The sequence below is a fragment of the Shewanella sp. LZH-2 genome, assembly GCF_016859145.1.
Classification (GTDB): Bacteria; Pseudomonadota; Gammaproteobacteria; order Enterobacterales; family Shewanellaceae; genus Shewanella; species Shewanella xiamenensis.
This window is the reverse complement of sequence record NZ_CP069350.1, coordinates 1,211,928-1,229,216: the sequence shown is the minus strand read 5'-3', so window position 1 is coordinate 1,229,216 and position 17,289 is coordinate 1,211,928. Positions and strand designations below refer to the sequence as shown.

The following is a 17,289-nucleotide window of genomic DNA, read 5'->3' as shown; positions in this document are numbered from 1 at the left end:
AAAATCATAAACTTAGGCTACTTTCAGCAATTATTACCATTATGCACACCGAATTGACAACAAATAAATAAAAAATGTAACCAATAAAAATATCACCATCATAGTAATGAGCTAAAAAAATAAAAACAGTGACACTTATGATATTGAGAATGCGCTATTAACGTTATAGGAAATAAAGGAGAACTCCAGCCCAAAAAATATAAAAAATGCTATACCATTAATTTAACTTGCCAAAACAAAACAGGCTGAACAACAAACATAGAGATAAAGCGTTCTCACCATGAAAATATCCCAACATAGGATCCCTTGCCCTACCAAGTCATTAACATTATGCTAACCAACCCCACATAAGCCACGTTTAATAACTCAGGAGCTTTGAATGCACGCGCTCTTCCGCAATGGTTTCGGTCACTCGACACCTCAACCACAGAATATATCTTCGCTCACATTGAAGAAGAGACTGACTTCGGCTCAGGCTACACTGTTTACTTTGCTAAGTTTATTTTCTGTTGGCGCATTTAGCACTGAACTTACGCCATCATCCGTGACCGATGGTCCTTATGTTTTCCTCGACCAAGGTAACCAAAATACCGCCTACTGGATCTGCCAGAGTCAGTTAAAACAAACCCCTATCGCAAACAATCAATTGGCTCGCCCAAATGATTGTGGCAACTTGCCACAGCCCAAACGCCATACCGATGCTCCCAAAGTTGAAGCTGATACCTACACTCATGCAGGCAAGATAGTGGCCTTAAGCGATGTGCATGGGCAATTCGATGTGATGATTAACCTGCTGAAAGCCCATCAGATTATCGATGAAAATAATCACTGGGCCTTTGGTGACGGCCATATGGTCATGACGGGAGATATGTTCGACCGTGGTCACCAAGTTAACGAAGTTCTGTGGTTTTTATATGAGTTAGATAAGCAAGCCCAAGCCGCCGGTGGTCGATTACATTTACTTATGGGCAACCACGAGCAAATGGTGTTTCGCGGCGACTTACGTTATGTGAATGAGCGCTATCAAACCTCGGCGGGATTACTCAATCGCAGCTATGATGCGCTCTACAATAAAGACACCGAAATCGGCCGTTGGCTTCGCAGTAAAAACACGCTGGTGAAAATCAATAATCTGCTGTTTATGCACGGAGGAATAAGCCCTGAATGGGTCGAGCGTAAACTCAATATCAGCGATGCTAATCAGTTATTCCGTCAACATTTAGACGATAAAAAAGAAGATTTAAAACAAAACGATCTGTTGAATTTCCTGTTTTTCACTAATGGCCCCACTTGGTACCGTGGCTACTTTAAAGATGCACTCGCTGAACCCGAGATCGACCGAATCCTAAACTACTTTAAGGTTGATCATATTATCGTCGGCCACACTTCACAGGAGCGAGTACTTGGACTTTACCATAATAAAATCATTGCAATAGATAGTAGTATTAAGGATGGTCAGTCAGGAGAATTATTACTGATAGACGACAATAAACTCACCCGCGGGTTATATAAGGGTGAGCAAGTAGCACTTTAAATCGATTCAGGGCTTATAGGTTTAATCCATAAGCCCTTTTTATTATTCAATAAAAGGATAACGAGTCGACTCCATATCGAGTAAGCGATAACTTACCTCTCTATACAAAATTCAACTCATCGGCTTAACACCCCCTATACTCAGCAAATAACGCTTTAACGTTAGGGATGCGTATGGACTTCAAACTGCTGATAAATTTAAGCCTTGTATTGCTGTTGTTAGGATTGCCTTCCCGCAGTTTTGCAGGACGAGATTTAAACTTAGTTGCGACCAATTATCCGCCCTTTTATGCCGATTCGTTACCCGAGCAGGGTGGCGTTACCCAAGTCGTTAAAGAGGCCTTTAAGCGCCAAGGCTACAATGCTAGTGTTAAGTTTTATCCCTTTGCTCGGGCAGCATTACTGGTAAAAACCGGCCAAGCCGATGGTATTATTGGACTTTGGTACCGCAAAGAACGTGAGCAATGGGCGCATTATTCCGCACCGATACAAGCCGTACAGATTGTCTTCTACAAACGTAAAGATAATCCGTTACGTTTTAGTCAATTAAGCGAACTTAAGCCCTTTACCATCGGCATTGGCCGCGGTTACGCCAATCCACCCGAAATAGCCGCCACAGGACTCACGACAGAGGAAGGTAATTCCGACGAAATGAATCTTAAGAAATTGTTTCTAAAACGCATTGACATAGTGTTAATCGGCCACAATATTGCTCAATATTTAATCAATAGAAATCAAAGTGAATATGCCGATACCTTCGAGCAGGTGGGAGACCCCATCGCCACTGAGGTATTCCATCTGGGCGTCTCTTTGGCGATAACGGATCAGTCCACCTTGATCGACGAATTTAACAAAGGCCTTGAAAGCATGGGCCAAGATGGTCGTCTTGAGGCAATTTTAAGCCAGTATCCGCAAATTCAATCAGCCGTAGATCCGATAGAAAAAATACGAACACAAGCACATCCTTAGCAGAATAACTCAGCTATCGTATGCACTTCGAATGGGGCGAATGAGATTGCCATGGGGTATCTCGACACAAAACACAATTTCTTTCACTTTCGAGTGCTTAACTTTACAAACTTTTACCCACCTGATGACGGTTATTCACTAGAATAGCGCCATTAGTGCTAACGCCTGTTAACCGTCTTTGTGCGAGATAATTATTCCAATGAAAAAAACCATAATAGCCATTGCCTTAGTTGCGGCGGTTGCCGCCGCTGTGAGCTTTAGTGATGTATTGCAGGCTGCCAAACCCGAAAGTGCCCCCCAGCTTATGCGTACCGTGCCGGTTGTCACAGGGGAAGTGGTTGAACATCCACTGGCTCAATCTATTTCACTGATTGGTAAACTGGCCGCTGAGCGCGCAGTGGTGATCGCGCCGCAAGTCACCGGCAAAATTAAACAAATTGCCGTGACTTCGAATCAAACAGTGAAAAAAGGCCAGTTGCTAATCGAACTCGATGATATGAAAGCTCAAGCCGCGGTGGCTGAAGCCAATGCCTTTTTAAATGATGAAACCCGCAAGCTCAGAGAGTTTGAAAAACTTATCAGCCGCAATGCCATCACTCAAACCGAAATCGATGCTCAAAAAGCCAGTGTCGATATTGCCAGAGCACGCTTAGCCTCTGCGCAGGCGGATTTACATTATCATTCCCTTATCGCACCTTTTGCCGGTAAAACCGGGCTGATTAACTTTAGCGAAGGTAAGATGGTAAGTATTGGCACAGAGTTAATGACCTTAGATGATTTATCCAGCATGCGACTGGACTTACAAGTGCCTGAACATTTTCTGTCACAACTTAGCATTGGCATGCCAGTATCGGCCACCAGCCGAGCTTGGCCAGGACAAACCTTTATAGGCAAAGTGGTCGCCATCGATCCCCGCGTGAATGAAGAAACCTTAAACCTGAAGATCCGCGTACAATTTGAAAATAGCGATAATCGCTTAAAACCCGGCATGATGATGTCATCAACCATCACCTTCCCACCGATTTCGGCCCCCATAGTGCCAGTGCAAGCCCTAGAATATTCAGGCACTAAACGCTATGTGTATGTGGTTGGTGAGGATCATATCGCCCATCGCACCGAAGTGATTTTGGGTGCCCGTGTTGGCGACCAAGTGCTTATCGATAGCGGCCTTAAAATTGGCGATAAAGTGGTGGTTCAAGGGCTTGTGAATATGCGCGATGGCTTAAAAATCAATGAAGTCGCTCTTGAAGCTAAGAATAGTAATAACCGCCCAGCCAAGTCAGACGTCAACACTGCGGAGACGAAATAATGTGGCTGTCCGATGTCTCAGTTAAACGCCCCGTCGTTGCAATTGTTTTAAGCTTACTGCTATGCGTGTTTGGCTTAGTGTCCTTTACTAAACTTTCAGTGCGGGAAATGCCCGATGTTGAAAGCCCAGTGGTGACAGTCAGCACCAGTTATTCCGGTGCATCGGCAGCGATTATGGAAAGCCAAATCACCAAGACCCTTGAGGATGAACTCACGGGGATCAGCGGTATCGATGAAATCACCTCTACCACTCGTAATGGTAGCTCGCGGATCACGGTCAAATTCCTCCTCGGTTGGAACTTAACCGAAGGGGTGAGTGATGTGCGTGATGCCGTGGCCCGCGCCCAGCGCCGCCTGCCGGAAGACGCTAACGATCCTGTAGTATCGAAGGACAATGGCTCAGGCGAACCCTCCGTGTATGTGAACTTAAGTTCAACCGTGATGGACAGAACCCAGCTGACCGATTATGCCCAGCGGGTTTTAGAAGACAGATTCAGTCTGATCAGCGGCGTGAGTTCCATCAGCATTTCGGGTGGTCTTTATAAGGTCATGTATGTCAAGCTCAGACCCGAGCAAATGGCGGGGCGCAACGTCACCGTCACCGATATCACTAGCGCCCTACGTAAAGAGAACATCGAAACCCCTGGCGGCCAAGTGCGTAACGATACGACAGTGATGTCGGTGCGTACCAAAAGGCTCTATTACACCCCAAAGGATTTTGACTATTTAGTCGTACGCACCGCCAGCGACGGGACACCTATCTATTTAAAAGATGTGGCCGATGTTGCCGTGGGCGCACAGAATGAAAACTCCACCTTTAAAAGTGATGGTATTGTTAACCTAAGCTTAGGGGTGATCACTCAATCCGATGCAAACCCATTAGTCGTCGCTCAGGAAGTCCATAAAGAAGTCGATAAAATTCAAGACTTTTTACCCGATGGCACCAGTCTTGTAGTCGACTTTGACTCCACCGTCTTTATTGACCGCTCAATCAACGAGGTCTACAACACCCTCTATGTCACTGGCGCCCTCGTGGTGTTAGTGCTGTATATCTTTATCGGTCAAGCAAGGGCAACCCTTATCCCCGCGGTAACGGTTCCAGTATCTTTAATCTCCGCCTTTATTGCCGCCAACATGCTAGGTTATTCAATTAACCTACTGACATTAATGGCATTAATCCTCGCCATTGGTCTCGTGGTCGACGATGCGATTGTGGTGGTCGAAAACATTTTCCACCATATCGAAAAAGGCGAAGAGCCGCTGCTTGCGGCTTACAAAGGCACACGGGAAGTCGGCTTTGCGGTCGTGGCAACCACCGCGGTGTTAGTCATGGTGTTCCTGCCGATTTCATTTATGGATGGCATGGTCGGTTTACTCTTTACCGAGTTTTCCGTGATGCTGGCAGTGTCTGTACTGTTCTCATCCCTCATTGCCCTCACGCTAACGCCAGTATTGAGTAGCAAATTACTCAAAGCCAATGTAAAACCTAACCGTTTCAATCGCATTGTGGATAGTGGTTTTGCGCGCATGGAAAGGGTTTACCGTGTGGGTGTGACCCATGCGATCCGCTTTAGATTACTGGCACCACTGGTCATTCTCGCCTGTATCGGTGGTAGCGCATGGTTAATGCAGCAAGTCCCCTCGCAATTAGCGCCGCAGGAAGACCGCGGTGTACTTTACGCCTTTGTGAAAGGCGCCGAGGGCACTAGCTATAACCGTATGACGGCGAACATGGATATCGTCGAAGACAGATTAATGCCACTCCTTGGCCAAGGTGTATTGCGTTCTTTCAGTGTGCAAGCTCCTGCCTTTGGTGGTCGTGCTGGCGATCAAACTGGCTATGTGATCATGCAGCTAGAGGATTGGGAACATCGCAATGTCACGGCGCAACAGGCGCTAGGGATTATAAGTAAAGCATTGAAAGATATTCCCGATGTGATGGTTCGCCCTATGATGCCAGGTTTTAGGGGGCAATCGAGTGAGCCAGTACAATTTGTACTGGGTGGCTCTGATTATGCGGAACTCTTTAAATGGGCACAGGTGTTAAAAGAGCAAGCCAATGCCAGCCCGATGATGGAAGGCGCGGATCTGGATTACGCCGAAACCACACCAGAACTGATTGTCAGCGTTGATAAAGAGCGCGCAGCAGAACTTGGGATCAGCGTCGATGACGTCTCACAAACCTTAGAAGTGATGCTCGGCGGTCGTAAAGAAACCACCTATGTGGATCGCGGCGAAGAGTACGATGTGTATCTGCGCGGTGATGAAAACAGTTTTAACAACGTCGGCGATTTAAGCCAAATCTATATGCGTTCAGCCAAGGGCGAATTAGTCACGCTCGATACGGTCACCCATATCGAAGAAGTGGCCTCAGCGCAAAGATTGAGCCATACCAATAAACAAAAATCCATCACCCTTAAGGCCAACATCAGTAAAGGTTACACCTTAGGCGAGGCCTTAACGTTCTTGGAAAACAAGTCCATAGAGTTATTACCCAAGGATATTTCCATTGGCTATACCGGTGAATCAAAAGACTTTAAAGAAAACCAAAGTAGTATTTTTATTGTATTCGGTTTAGCGCTACTAGTAGCTTACTTGGTACTCGCTGCGCAATTTGAGAGTTTTATCAACCCCCTAGTGGTGATGTTTACCGTGCCAATGGGAGTATTTGGAGGTTTCCTCGGCCTGTTAGTGACCAGCCAAGGTATTAACATCTATAGCCAGATCGGCATGATTATGTTGATTGGCATGGTGACCAAAAACGGGATCTTAATTGTCGAGTTTGCCAACCAACTGCGTGACCGAGGTTTAGCCTTAGATAAAGCCATTATCGATGCCTCAACCCGCCGTTTACGCCCGATTTTGATGACGGCCTTCACCACCTTAGTCGGCGCGATACCGCTGATTTTCTCAACGGGCGCAGGCTCTGAGAGCCGGATTGCGGTGGGGACTGTGGTGTTTTTCGGCATGGCCTTTGCGACCTTTGTCACCCTGTTTGTCATCCCAGCAATGTACCGTTTAATCTCGGCCGCGACCCATTCACCGGGTTATGTTGAAGCAAAACTCGAAGCGGCCATTAAAGCTCAAGAATTAGCAGCGCAGGAATTAGCCGCACAAGAGGCAGCCAAACAGCAGGAACAAACGGCAAAAGCCTAATTTATCGCCATGATGTAAACAGGCGTGAAATAATGCGTTTGCTTAACTCATAAAAGCCAAGGGAGCAGTCCCTTGGCTTTTTCATTTAGGTTTCAGATGAGTTCCTTCTATGTTTTATTCAACCTACATGATCTGCAAAATCAAGTCCGACGCATAACAGTGACAGCGCCTTTATCAGCTTTTTTAAACAATATACCGGCACAACACCGGCGCAATACTTTAAATAATCAATCCATTAACCTACTAAAAATCCGTTAAGCAAAGCTAAACTCGGCCATTCCCGATTAGATCCATTGCTGTTTTTGCCTGCTCGCGCCATTAGCTACCTTGCTGTGCTATAGTGCGCAGAGTCTTCCAACTGATAGCCATAACTTATCCCTTGAAAAGAATCGCCCTCTTTGTCGATGTGCAAAACATTTATTACACCTGCCGTGAGGCCTATCAGCGCCAGTTTAACTATCGTAAACTCTGGCAACACTTGAGTGCACAAGGAAATATTGTCAGTGCTGTCGCCTATGCCATTCATCGAGGTGATGATGGCCAGCTTAAGTTTCAAGATGCTTTGAGACATATCGGTTTTGAGTTAAAACTTAAGCCCTTTATCCAGCGCAGTGACGGATCAGCAAAGGGAGATTGGGATGTGGGGATCACAATTGATGTACTCGATGCCGCTCCCAATGTGGATACCGTAATACTGCTTTCTGGCGATGGGGATTTTGCAATCTTGCTTGAGAAAATAACGCAAAAATATGATGTTAAGACAGAAGTCTATGGCGTCCCCCAACTGACAGCAAAATCACTAATGGATGCAGCAACACTGTTTAATCCTATTGATAATGCTTTACTGCTCTAACAACAATGAATATTAAGCTGAAAATTCTTGGGTTGATAATTGATAAAAATTATCTATATCTGCCAACAAAATGCTGTAAACACCTGCATCTAACTGCCCTTTATCGACCATGGGCTGCATAATGTCGCCAATCTCTGATAGCGATAAAGAGCCTCGATAGGGTCGCTTTTGAGTCAACGCCTGAAAAACATCGACCACAGCAAGAATACGCGAGGGTAAATCTAATTGTTCCTGCTGTTTACTGAAGGGATAACCTGAACCATCGAGACGTTCATGGTGATTTGAGGCCCATTCGCCTATTACAGACTTAGGGAAAAAACGATGTAAAGTATGCTCTGTATCAACAGTATGACGTTTGACAATCGAATACTCTTCCTTTGTTAATTTGCCTTCTTTATGCAGCAATAGGTCAGGCGTTTTGAGCTTACCGACATCATGTAATAATCACGCAACGTACAATAATTCAGCATCGGTATCTGATACACCGCAGTCCTTTGCCACTAATTTTGCTAACAGTGCGACTTTTTCTGAATGGTGAAATGTAAAGGGACTCTTTGCATCAACTATTCGAGCTAAAAATCGCGCTAACTGCTTTACCCCGTCAATATCTAATTCTTTGTCGTAAAAGTGATTAGCTTTGAACTCCAGACCTAATAACTCAATATGAGTTGCATCCATGTTGTACCAAAAGCCATCCTTTTTGACCAGTTGACACATTGCATTGACCATTTCTGGTTCAAATAAGGTTCCACTATGGGCCAATAAATTCTCTGCGACCATACTTTCATGCAATGTAATCAGCTCCTCATGACAACCATGCGTATATCTGGCTCTTAAAAAGTCGGTACGATCCGCTAAGAAAATCAGTGCTGCAATATCACGGTCAAATACGGAAAGCTCATGGGATTGCAACTCAAGCCAAGGTGTGTGGTGGTAAAGAACGACAGGCGCAAAAACATCTAAAATCGGGCATTTAAGCAATGCCTCATAGCCACGTTGACTATGGCACTGCGCATCTTCTGGCTGCATTAATTTGAGCAGACGTAAGTGCTCTTCGGAGGAAGAAACGCCGCAATCATGAATAAGTCCGGCAAAATAGGCGAACTGCTTTTTTTCATCGGGCCAACCGAGCACATTCGCACATTCGTAAGCCATATAGCCAACCCTATGACCGTGGTGCAAATCGTCCACCCCAACAAAATCCAATGCCGTCGCAACGGCTAATAAAGCATGCCTTACATCAATATTGACTTTGAAGTCATGGGGCTGAAAGGCATTCATTGAATTTTCCTAATAAATTATTTGTCCCTCACTAAAATATAGTCAATACCTTGATAATTAGCTGCAAAATACAAAAAAGACCTGAAATTTCAGGTCTTTTTATCGATATAAAATAGAACTTATGACACAGCTAAGTTAGACCTCTGATGCTGTACTATGACGGGCGCGTTTTGCTAAGGCATAGTAAAACAATGGTGTCAGGATCAAACCAAACAGCGTCACCCCAATCATGCCGGCAAATACTGCCACGCCCATGGCTTGACGCATTTCAGCCCCCGCTCCTGTCGAAAACACCATAGGCACCACGCCCATAATAAAGGCGATAGAGGTCATCAAGATGGGGCGTAAACGTAAGCGCGCCGCCTCGAGAATTGACTCCATCACATCCATACCATGGTCTTGTTTTTCCTTTGCAAATTCGACAATCAGAATCGCGTTCTTGGTCGCTAAGCCCACGAGGACGATAAGACCAATCTGGGTGAAAATATTATTATCACCGCCATAGATAAGTACACCACTGAGCGCTGAGAGTAAGGTCATTGGGATAATTAAGATAATCGCCAATGGTAAACTCAAACTCTCGTACTGCGCCGCGAGCACCATAAACACCAGCAGGATCACCAGAGGGAACACTAACAAACCAGTGTTACCGGCGAGGATTTGCTGATAGGTCAGCTCAGTCCACTCGTAGGTCATGCCTATCGGCAAAGTCTCGGCGAGGATTTTCTCAATCGCCGCCTGCGCTTGACCCGAACTCACACCGGGTGCTGGGCCACCGTTAATCTCAGCCGTGGTGAAACCGTTATAGTGCATTACACGATCGGGACCTGCGCTCTGACTCACATTGATAAAGGAGCCGAGTGGGATCATATCGCCATTCACATTAGGCACTTTTAGCTGACTAATCTGCTGCGGGCTTTGACGGAATGCTTCGTCGGCCTGCATATTCACCTGATAGGTTCGACCGAAACGATTAAAGTCGTTGACATAGGTTGAGCCCATATAGGTTTGTAATGTCTGGAAAATTTGATCGAGCGACACTGCCTGCTGTTTCGCTTTAGTCCGATCGATATCCAGTTCAAGTTGTGGCACGTTCACTTGATAGCTAGAGAAAATCCCCGCTAATTGTGGATCGGCCCACGCCTTATACATCACTTGTTGGGTCACCTGATACAAGGCCTCATAACCAAGGTTGGCTCTGTCTTGAATTTGCAGACGGAACCCTCCAATAGTGCCGAGGCCTTGCACAGGTGGCGGCGGGAAGATGGCAATAAACGCATCCTGAATACCAGCAAATTGCTGATTTAATTGGCCGGCAATCGCATTCGCCGACAGCTCAGGACGCTTACGTAACTCAAAATCATCTAGGGCAACAAACACGACACCCGAGTTAGGACTATTGGTAAAACCGTTGATACTCAGACCGGGGAAGGCAATCGAGTGCGCCACACCGGGGTGATTCAAGGCGATGTCGGACATTTTCTTGATCACCGCATCGGTACGCTCGAGTGAGGCCGCATCCGGTAATTGGGCAAATGCCACTAAATACTGTTTATCTTGGCCGGGCACATACCCCGTTGGAGTATTCACAAATTGCACACCCGTCAGCGCAACCATGCCCAGATACACCAGTCCGATAATGCCGCCAAAACGGATCACCTTACGCACTAAATAGCCATAACCTTCTGATGCACGGTTAAATAAGCGATTGAATGGTGTAAATAACCAGCCACCAAACAGCTTGTCCATTAGACGAGTTAAACCATCCTTTGGCGCATTATGGCTCTTGAGTAACAACGCCGATAACGCAGGGCTCAAGGTGAGCGAGTTAATGGCCGAGATAAAGGTAGAGATAGTGATAGTCAGCGCAAACTGCTTATAAAACTGCCCCGTTAATCCGCTCATAAAGGCGGTCGGAATAAACACCGCGGCCAACACTAAGGTGGTTGCCACAATCGGCCCAGTCACTTCTTTCATCGCCTTTTGCGTTGCGGCAATTGGGCTTAACCCCGAGGCGATATTTCGCTCGACGTTTTCTACCACTACGATAGCATCGTCGACCACAATCCCGATGGCCAGCACCAGACCGAACAGCGACAGCGCATTAAGCGAGAAGCCCATCAAGTGCATAAAGGCGAAGGTTCCCACCAAAGACACAGGCACGGCCACCAGTGGAATAATCGAAGCGCGCCAAGTCTGTAGGAACAGCACCACCACTAACACCACTAAGAGCACGGCTTCAAGTAAGGTTTTGATCACCGCTTCAATCGAGCCACGCACAAACACAGTTGGATCGTACACAATCTCGTATTGCAGCCCTTCGGGAAAAGACTTCGCCAGTCTTGCCATTTCGGCGCGCACATCATCGGAGATTTGAATCGCATTTGAGCCCGATGCTTGGAACACAGGAATAGCGACCGCATCCTTGTTATCCAGCAATGAACGCAGCGCATAACTCGTTGCACCGAGTTCGACGCGCGCCACATCCTTAAGACGGATCACCTCACCGTTTTGACCAACCTTGATGATAATGTCTTCGAATTCTGACAGTTCAGTCAGACGCCCCTTAACGTTAATCAAGAGTTGGAAATCGGCATTACCACTAGGCTGCGCCCCTAAACTGCCCGCTGCTGCTTGCTGATTTTGCTCACGTACGGCGGCGATAATTTCAGTTGGCGACATACCAAGCGCCGAGACTTTATTCGGGTCAAGCCAGATCCGCAGACTATATTCGCCCGCACCGAATAAACGCACCGCGCCCACGCCTTTGATACGTGCTAACTCATCTTTTACGTTCAGCGCTGCATAGTTAGACAAATACAGCATGTCATAACGGTTATCCGGCGACAGTAAATGCACCACCATGGTTAAATCGGGGGATGATTTTTCGGTCACAATCCCGAGGCGTTGAACCTCCTGCGGCAAACGTGGCATAGCACGGTCTACCCGGCTCTGTACTTGGGTTTGCGCCCTGTCCACATCGGTGCCAATCGCAAAGGTGATGGTTAAGGTCATGCGTCCATCGGACGTCGCCTGCGATGACATATACAGCATGTCTTCGACGCCGTTAATTTCCTGCTCTAAGGGCGAGGCAACCGTCTCAGCGATGACTTTAGGGTTCGCGCCAGGATAATTGGCGGTTACCACGACCGTTGGTGGCACCACTTCAGGGTATTCGGTAATGGGTAACTGCCAGACGGCAATCGCCCCTGTGATAAAAAACAGCAGCGAGAGTACGGCTGCAAATATCGGTCTTTTAATAAAAAACTGCGACAACATTCTGTTGGATTCCTTAACCGCGGCTCGCTACTTCAACGTCTGGGGTGGTGATATTTTCTTGATGTTTATCAAGTAGTAATTGAGCTTGACGAAGCGCATCTAGCTGCTCGCTGTCAGCCATATCGACTAGGTGTGGCTCAATTTGCATCTTAGGACGAACCCTTTGCATGCCGTTGACGACGATTTTGTCGTTTGCCGCTAAACCTTGCTTAACAATGCGTAAACCTTGAACTTTTTCACCTAGGGTGACGCCGCGATACTCCACAGTGCCATCGTTTGCCACCACTAAGACGAACTTGTTGTTCAGATCTGTACCCACGGCTTTATCGTCGATTAAGATGCCGTCATAGGCGCCGCTACCGGCGGTACGTAATCTGGCGAACAGACCAGGGAGCAAGCTGTTGTCTTCATTTCTAAAAGTGGCGCGTACTCGAATAGTGCCCGTCTGCCTATCCATCGAGTTATCGACAAAATCCACTAGGCCTATGTGTTGATATTCGCGCTCGTTGGCCAGCGCCATATACACGGGATTGTCGCCAGCACGAGGGTCGTTACGCTTTTTCTCGGCGGTTAACTTGACGTATTTCAGGTAGGTTTGCTCATCCACATCGAAGTAGGCATACATGCTGGCGGTCGACACTAAGCTGGTTAACACACTCTGCCCCGCAGACACATAGTTACCCGCGGTGACATTGGCGTAGGAGGCTCGGCCATCAATCGGCGCGCGCACTTGGGTGTAATCTAAATCCAGTTCGGCGCGCAGCAGCGCCGCTTTCACAGAGGCTACGGCCGCCGTGGTTTGACGTTTGTTAGACTCACGGGTATCGAGTAATTCTGCAGATACCGCCTTTTGGGCAAAGAGCTTGCGAGCACGTTCTAAGTCGTTAGTGGCCAGTTGCTCAGCAGAGAGCGCGCTAGCAAGATCTGCTTTTAACCGGGCCACTTCCGCTTCGAACACACTCGCATCGATATGGAATAGCACATCGCCTTTTTTCACTAAGGCGCCTTCTTTAAAGTTTACCGACGCGATATAACCAGACACGCGTGGCACTAAGGTCACACTCTCTGGCGCCTGCAAACGGCCGGTAAATTCATCCCACTCGGTAACGCGCTCATGCAATACCTGCGCAACATCGACCTTAGGTGCACCTTGAGCTTGGCTTTGCTGTGCAGCTGGTTTACCACAGGCCGAAAGGACAAACGCCGCCACGGCAGTCAACATCAATATCCGTAAAGATGGGTTACTTTTCATTTTACAATCCTCATGTGGCAGGCATTTATCTCGTTTAAGACAGACATCAGTGATGGACACTCGGTCAACACCAATAAATACCGACTGGTAAAAAATATTATGTACTGAGCGGTAATATATAGTGTAAAATGACCCTGTCAACAGATTTTTGTACCGATGAGTATTTAATTTTTTGTGACAGCGTGAAACTTTGTAGTTAAGCCTTTGAGGTAATTAGGGCGTGTTGACGTTTCGAGATTAGATTTTGTTCGTTCTGGCAAGCACGTGCTCGCGAAACGAGGAATGATGTGTAGTTATTCTACTCAAATGACGAGCGGCTCTTATGACAGAAAGTAAGAGCAAGGGCTTGCCAGACGAACCCTTCGGGCAGCATTTGGCTGGCGTTTCTGCTGCGTTATCGTCCGTTTATGTAGAATAACTACACTGCACGGACGTTGCCTTGCATAAAAGCCAGCTAAATTGCTGCAAAAATAACCCTGAAACGTCAATACGCCCTAGCCACAGCGAACGTGTTATGTGGGCTTGAATGGACGATATATTTTGGTGAGTTACTCACCTAACCCGCAGACAGCAGGCAAGAGTGGCTGGACATGAACTAAACCCATGTCTATCCTAGGGGCAATTGAGAATTGAGGAGCCTAATGATGTCAACCGTCACCCAGACGCCCTGCGTAGGTCGTCCACGAGCCTTCGACGCCGACGATGCATTGGCCAAAGCCTTGGAAGTCTTCTGGCGAAAAGGTTTTGAAGGTACATCGTTAACCGATCTAACTCAGGCCATGGGCATCAACAAACCCAGCCTTTACGCCGCCTTTGGTAATAAAGAGCAGCTGTTTCTGAAAGCGATCGAGTTATACGAGCAGCGCCCCTGTGCGTTTTTCTATCCTTCTCTTGAAAAAGAAACTGCCTATCAAGTCGTTGAGTCTATGCTCTATGGCGCAGCATCTTCCTTAGTGGATGAAAACCAACCCCATGGCTGCTTGATTGTCCAAGGCGCTCTCGCCTGTAGTGAAGCTGGACAAGCCATTAAAGAAACCCTGATCACCCGTCGCCGTGATGGTGAGCAAGCATTATGCGAACGCCTGCAACGCGCAAAGGATGAGGGCGATCTCCCCGAAGATGCCGATCCACTGCTGCTATCTCGATACATTGGCACAGTGCTACAAGGCATGGCCGTACAAGCAACCAATGGCATTTGCCCCAATGAATTACGTAAAGTGGCTGAGTTAGTATTAGCTAACTTTCCGAAAAATAATCCGTGATAGCATGATTAGCATATGACTATTGACATAAACCCCAGTGAACACTGGGGTTTATGCTTTTAAGACGCTAAAAAATCGAGATGAGTATCGAGTTAACACTGGACTTGATGAGTGACCAGACTCGGACGCAGCAGATTGTCATGGACGGGACAACGGTTACACACTGTATCTAAAAACTCATTCTTTTCTGCATCGGTTAAGTCGGCGTCTATGCTGGCATTGATGGCGATTTCTTTAAATCCAACAGGATCGTCCGAGGGTTGGCCTAATAATCCCGCCGAATTCATCACGGCTCTCACATGCACATCAAACCGGTGAATAGTGATATTACGTTCACGCGCAACCATCTTAGCTATCGCCGAAATGCAGCCACCAAGCGAGAATAAAAAGGTCTCTAAAGGGTTAGCGCCTTCATTAGTGGCACTGGGTTGATCGATAACCAGCAAATGCTCCCGCACCTGCGCTGTAACCTTCCAACCGCTTGCCATATGTGTGGTGACTTCAACAACTTTTTCAGCCATAACAAACTCCATTAGTTTTTTTTCAATCAGATTATTCTAATAATGTTAACATGAAAAGTCACAAGCTAAGATCACAGTTTATAAAGTCAGGTTAGTAAGTCGATGTAAGAGTTTAACCTACCTGTCTAGGGTGTAAGGTTTTAATTAAATCGCGATACATGTCAGTTATTCTGCACAGACAAACCAATGAAAATCCAAGCCATCGAAGTAAAAAAGCATTAAAAAGCCCCTTCCAATAACATTGAAAGAGGCCAAGTATGGGTTAAAGGGTTATCGCACTATCTACTTATAGCACTATCCACGTTGCCTTGATTTCAGTGTATTTATCAAAGGAATGTAGAGATTTATCTCGGCCATTACCCGATTGCTTATATCCACCGAAAGGTGCCGTCATATCACCGCCATCATAATGGTTAATCCACACCATACCACTACGCAATGCTTTAGCCGTTTTATGCGCCTTGCTGATATCAGCTGTCCAAACACCTGCCGCTAAACCGTAAATGGTATCGTTAGCGATCGCTATCGCCTCCTCCATACCATTGAATTCAATGACAGATAATACAGGGCCAAAGATTTCCTCACTGGCAATTTTCATTTGGTTTTTCACATTTGAAAATACCGTTGGCTGCACATACACACCGCCCGTTTCGGCCAGCACTTGTTGTCCACCATGCACTAAGCTCGCGCCCTCATCTTGGCCCGCCTTGATATAGCTTAAGATGGTATCTAATTGCTGCTTATCGACCACTGCGCCGCTAACGGTAGCAGGATCCAGTGGATGCCCAGGCTGCCACGAGGCGAGCTCTTCTGCTATAAGTGCAATCAGCTGATCTTTAACACCAGCTTCCACCAGTAAACGCGAGCCTGCGGTACAAACTTCACCTTGGTTAAAAGCAATGGCTTCAGCGGCAGCCACAGCCGCTGCTTTAAGATCGGGCGCATCGTTAAATACGATGTTCGGGCTTTTACCGCCCGCCTCTAACCAGACCCGCTTCATATTCGACTCGCCAGCATAAATCATTAATTGCTTGGCGATTTTTGTTGAGCCAGTAAAGACTAAGGTATCGACATCCATATGCAGCGCCAGTGCTTTGCCGACGGTATGGCCATAACCCGGCAATACGTTTAGCACACCTTTAGGGATCCCAGCTTCAACGGCAAGTTCGGCAATACGAATGGCGGTGAGCGGTGATTTTTCAGAGGGTTTAAGGATAACACTGTTCCCCGTCACGAGTGCTGGGCCTAACTTCCAACAGGCCATTAGTAGCGGGAAATTCCAAGGCACAATCGCTGCCACCACGCCTACAGGTTCACGAGTAATCATGCCGATTTCATTATGCGCCGTCGGCGCCAGCTCATCGTAGAGTTTATCAATGGCTTCCCCCGACCAACGGATGGCACGGGCAGCGCCGGCAATATCTACCGCCTTTGAAAAACGTATCGGTTTACCCATATCCAACGTTTCTAACAGAGCCAGTTCATTGGCATTTTCTTCCAATAACTCGGCAAAACGGATCATCACTTGTTTACGTTTAACAGGCGTAGCCTTTGACCATACCCCAGACTCAAAAACCTCACGAGCATTAGCCACGGCGATATTGGCGTCCATCAAATCGCAACTGGCAACTTGCGCCAATAAACGACCATCGATTGGACTGATGCAATCAAAGGTTTTGCCTGATGCCGCATCCCGATACTCGCCGTTAATAAAAGCCTTACCATTGATTGCTAGGCTTGCAGCGAGGTTTTCCCAATCGCTCCGTGTTTTAGGTGTACTCATGATGACCTCTTAATCGTTTGTATTCGTTTATTTTAGCTTTATTGGGATAAGAGCTATCTCGACTAACAACTGCCAAAGATGACCTAAGGCTG

At 46.9% G+C, this 17,289-nt stretch carries 11 protein-coding genes and 2 pseudogenes; 7 read left to right on the top strand and 6 right to left on the bottom strand.

Features of this window, described 5'->3' with window-relative positions:
- Positions 1-379: 379 nt before the first annotated feature.
- The 6 genes and pseudogenes from JM642_RS05515 to JM642_RS05495 all read left to right on the top strand — a co-directional run bounded on the left by JM642_RS05515 (position 380) and on the right by JM642_RS05495 (position 7,819).
- Positions 380-1,534, top strand: coding sequence for a metallophosphoesterase (locus JM642_RS05515; protein ID WP_203433090.1), 1,155 nt, complete (start codon positions 380-382; stop codon positions 1,532-1,534).
- Positions 1,535-1,707: 173 nt separating this feature from the next.
- Positions 1,708-2,502: a transporter substrate-binding domain-containing protein gene (locus JM642_RS05510; RefSeq protein WP_099457662.1), complete on the top strand. Its 795-nt coding sequence runs from the start codon at positions 1,708-1,710 to the stop codon at positions 2,500-2,502.
- 199 nt (positions 2,503-2,701) lie between these two features.
- Positions 2,702-3,811, top strand: a complete 1,110-nt coding sequence (locus JM642_RS05505) for an efflux RND transporter periplasmic adaptor subunit (RefSeq protein ID WP_037421088.1) — start codon at positions 2,702-2,704, stop codon at positions 3,809-3,811.
- The gene (locus JM642_RS05500; RefSeq protein ID WP_037421086.1) at positions 3,811-6,966 is read left to right on the top strand and encodes a multidrug efflux RND transporter permease subunit; all 3,156 of its coding nucleotides are present in this window, start codon (positions 3,811-3,813) and stop codon (positions 6,964-6,966) included. Before JM642_RS05505 ends, JM642_RS05500 begins: the two co-directional genes overlap by 1 nt.
- A gap of 155 nt (positions 6,967-7,121) precedes the next feature.
- A pseudogene (locus tag JM642_RS20350) lies at positions 7,122-7,193 on the top strand (AraC family transcriptional regulator); the annotation flags it as partial.
- Positions 7,194-7,345: 152 nt separating this feature from the next.
- Positions 7,346-7,819: an NYN domain-containing protein gene (locus tag JM642_RS05495; protein WP_203433088.1), complete on the top strand. Its 474-nt coding sequence runs from the start codon at positions 7,346-7,348 to the stop codon at positions 7,817-7,819.
- Positions 7,820-7,831: 12 nt separating this feature from the next.
- Here JM642_RS05495 and JM642_RS20345 read toward each other — a convergent pair.
- The 4 genes and pseudogenes from JM642_RS20345 to JM642_RS05480 form a co-directional block, all read right to left on the bottom strand.
- Positions 7,832-8,251: pseudogene (locus tag JM642_RS20345) on the bottom strand (HD domain-containing phosphohydrolase); the annotation flags it as partial.
- A gap of 12 nt (positions 8,252-8,263) precedes the next feature.
- Positions 8,264-9,100: an HD domain-containing protein gene (locus tag JM642_RS05490; protein ID WP_239000490.1), complete on the bottom strand. Its 837-nt coding sequence runs from the start codon at positions 9,098-9,100 to the stop codon at positions 8,264-8,266.
- Positions 9,101-9,235: 135 nt separating this feature from the next.
- Complete coding sequence (locus JM642_RS05485; RefSeq protein ID WP_203433086.1) at positions 9,236-12,379, bottom strand: multidrug efflux RND transporter permease subunit; 3,144 nt, start codon at positions 12,377-12,379, stop codon at positions 9,236-9,238.
- Between the two features lie 13 nt (positions 12,380-12,392).
- The gene (locus tag JM642_RS05480; protein WP_203433084.1) at positions 12,393-13,631 is read right to left on the bottom strand and encodes an efflux RND transporter periplasmic adaptor subunit; all 1,239 of its coding nucleotides are present in this window, start codon (positions 13,629-13,631) and stop codon (positions 12,393-12,395) included.
- Positions 13,632-14,272: 641 nt separating this feature from the next.
- Between JM642_RS05480 and JM642_RS05475 the strand changes: the two genes are divergently transcribed.
- Positions 14,273-14,893 carry a TetR/AcrR family transcriptional regulator gene (locus JM642_RS05475; RefSeq protein WP_140907386.1) on the top strand — a complete coding sequence of 207 codons (621 nt, stop codon included), beginning with the start codon at positions 14,273-14,275 and terminating at the stop codon, positions 14,891-14,893.
- Between the two features lie 92 nt (positions 14,894-14,985).
- On the opposite strand, the gene JM642_RS05470 is transcribed toward JM642_RS05475, so the two are convergent.
- Positions 14,986-15,414: an OsmC family protein gene (locus tag JM642_RS05470; protein WP_144346260.1), complete on the bottom strand. Its 429-nt coding sequence runs from the start codon at positions 15,412-15,414 to the stop codon at positions 14,986-14,988.
- 286 nt (positions 15,415-15,700) lie between these two features.
- Entirely contained in the window at positions 15,701-17,197 is a 1,497-nt protein-coding gene (locus tag JM642_RS05465; protein WP_203433082.1) for an aldehyde dehydrogenase, read from the bottom strand.
- Positions 17,198-17,289 lie beyond the last annotated feature (92 nt).

Coding starts and splice junctions, on each gene's coding strand:
- JM642_RS05515 (WP_203433090.1), top strand. CDS start 380: ATGCACGCGCTCTTCCGCAATGGTTTCGGTCACTCGACACCTCAACCA.
- JM642_RS05510 (WP_099457662.1), top strand. CDS start 1,708: ATGGACTTCAAACTGCTGATAAATTTAAGCCTTGTATTGCTGTTGTTA.
- JM642_RS05505 (WP_037421088.1), top strand. CDS start 2,702: ATGAAAAAAACCATAATAGCCATTGCCTTAGTTGCGGCGGTTGCCGCC.
- JM642_RS05500 (WP_037421086.1), top strand. CDS start 3,811: ATGTGGCTGTCCGATGTCTCAGTTAAACGCCCCGTCGTTGCAATTGTT.
- JM642_RS05490 (WP_239000490.1), bottom strand. CDS start 9,100: ATGAATGCCTTTCAGCCCCATGACTTCAAAGTCAATATTGATGTAAGG.
- JM642_RS05485 (WP_203433086.1), bottom strand. CDS start 12,379: ATGTTGTCGCAGTTTTTTATTAAAAGACCGATATTTGCAGCCGTACTC.
- JM642_RS05480 (WP_203433084.1), bottom strand. CDS start 13,631: ATGAAAAGTAACCCATCTTTACGGATATTGATGTTGACTGCCGTGGCG.
- JM642_RS05475 (WP_140907386.1), top strand. CDS start 14,273: ATGATGTCAACCGTCACCCAGACGCCCTGCGTAGGTCGTCCACGAGCC.
- JM642_RS05470 (WP_144346260.1), bottom strand. CDS start 15,414: ATGGCTGAAAAAGTTGTTGAAGTCACCACACATATGGCAAGCGGTTGG.
- JM642_RS05465 (WP_203433082.1), bottom strand. CDS start 17,197: ATGAGTACACCTAAAACACGGAGCGATTGGGAAAACCTCGCTGCAAGC.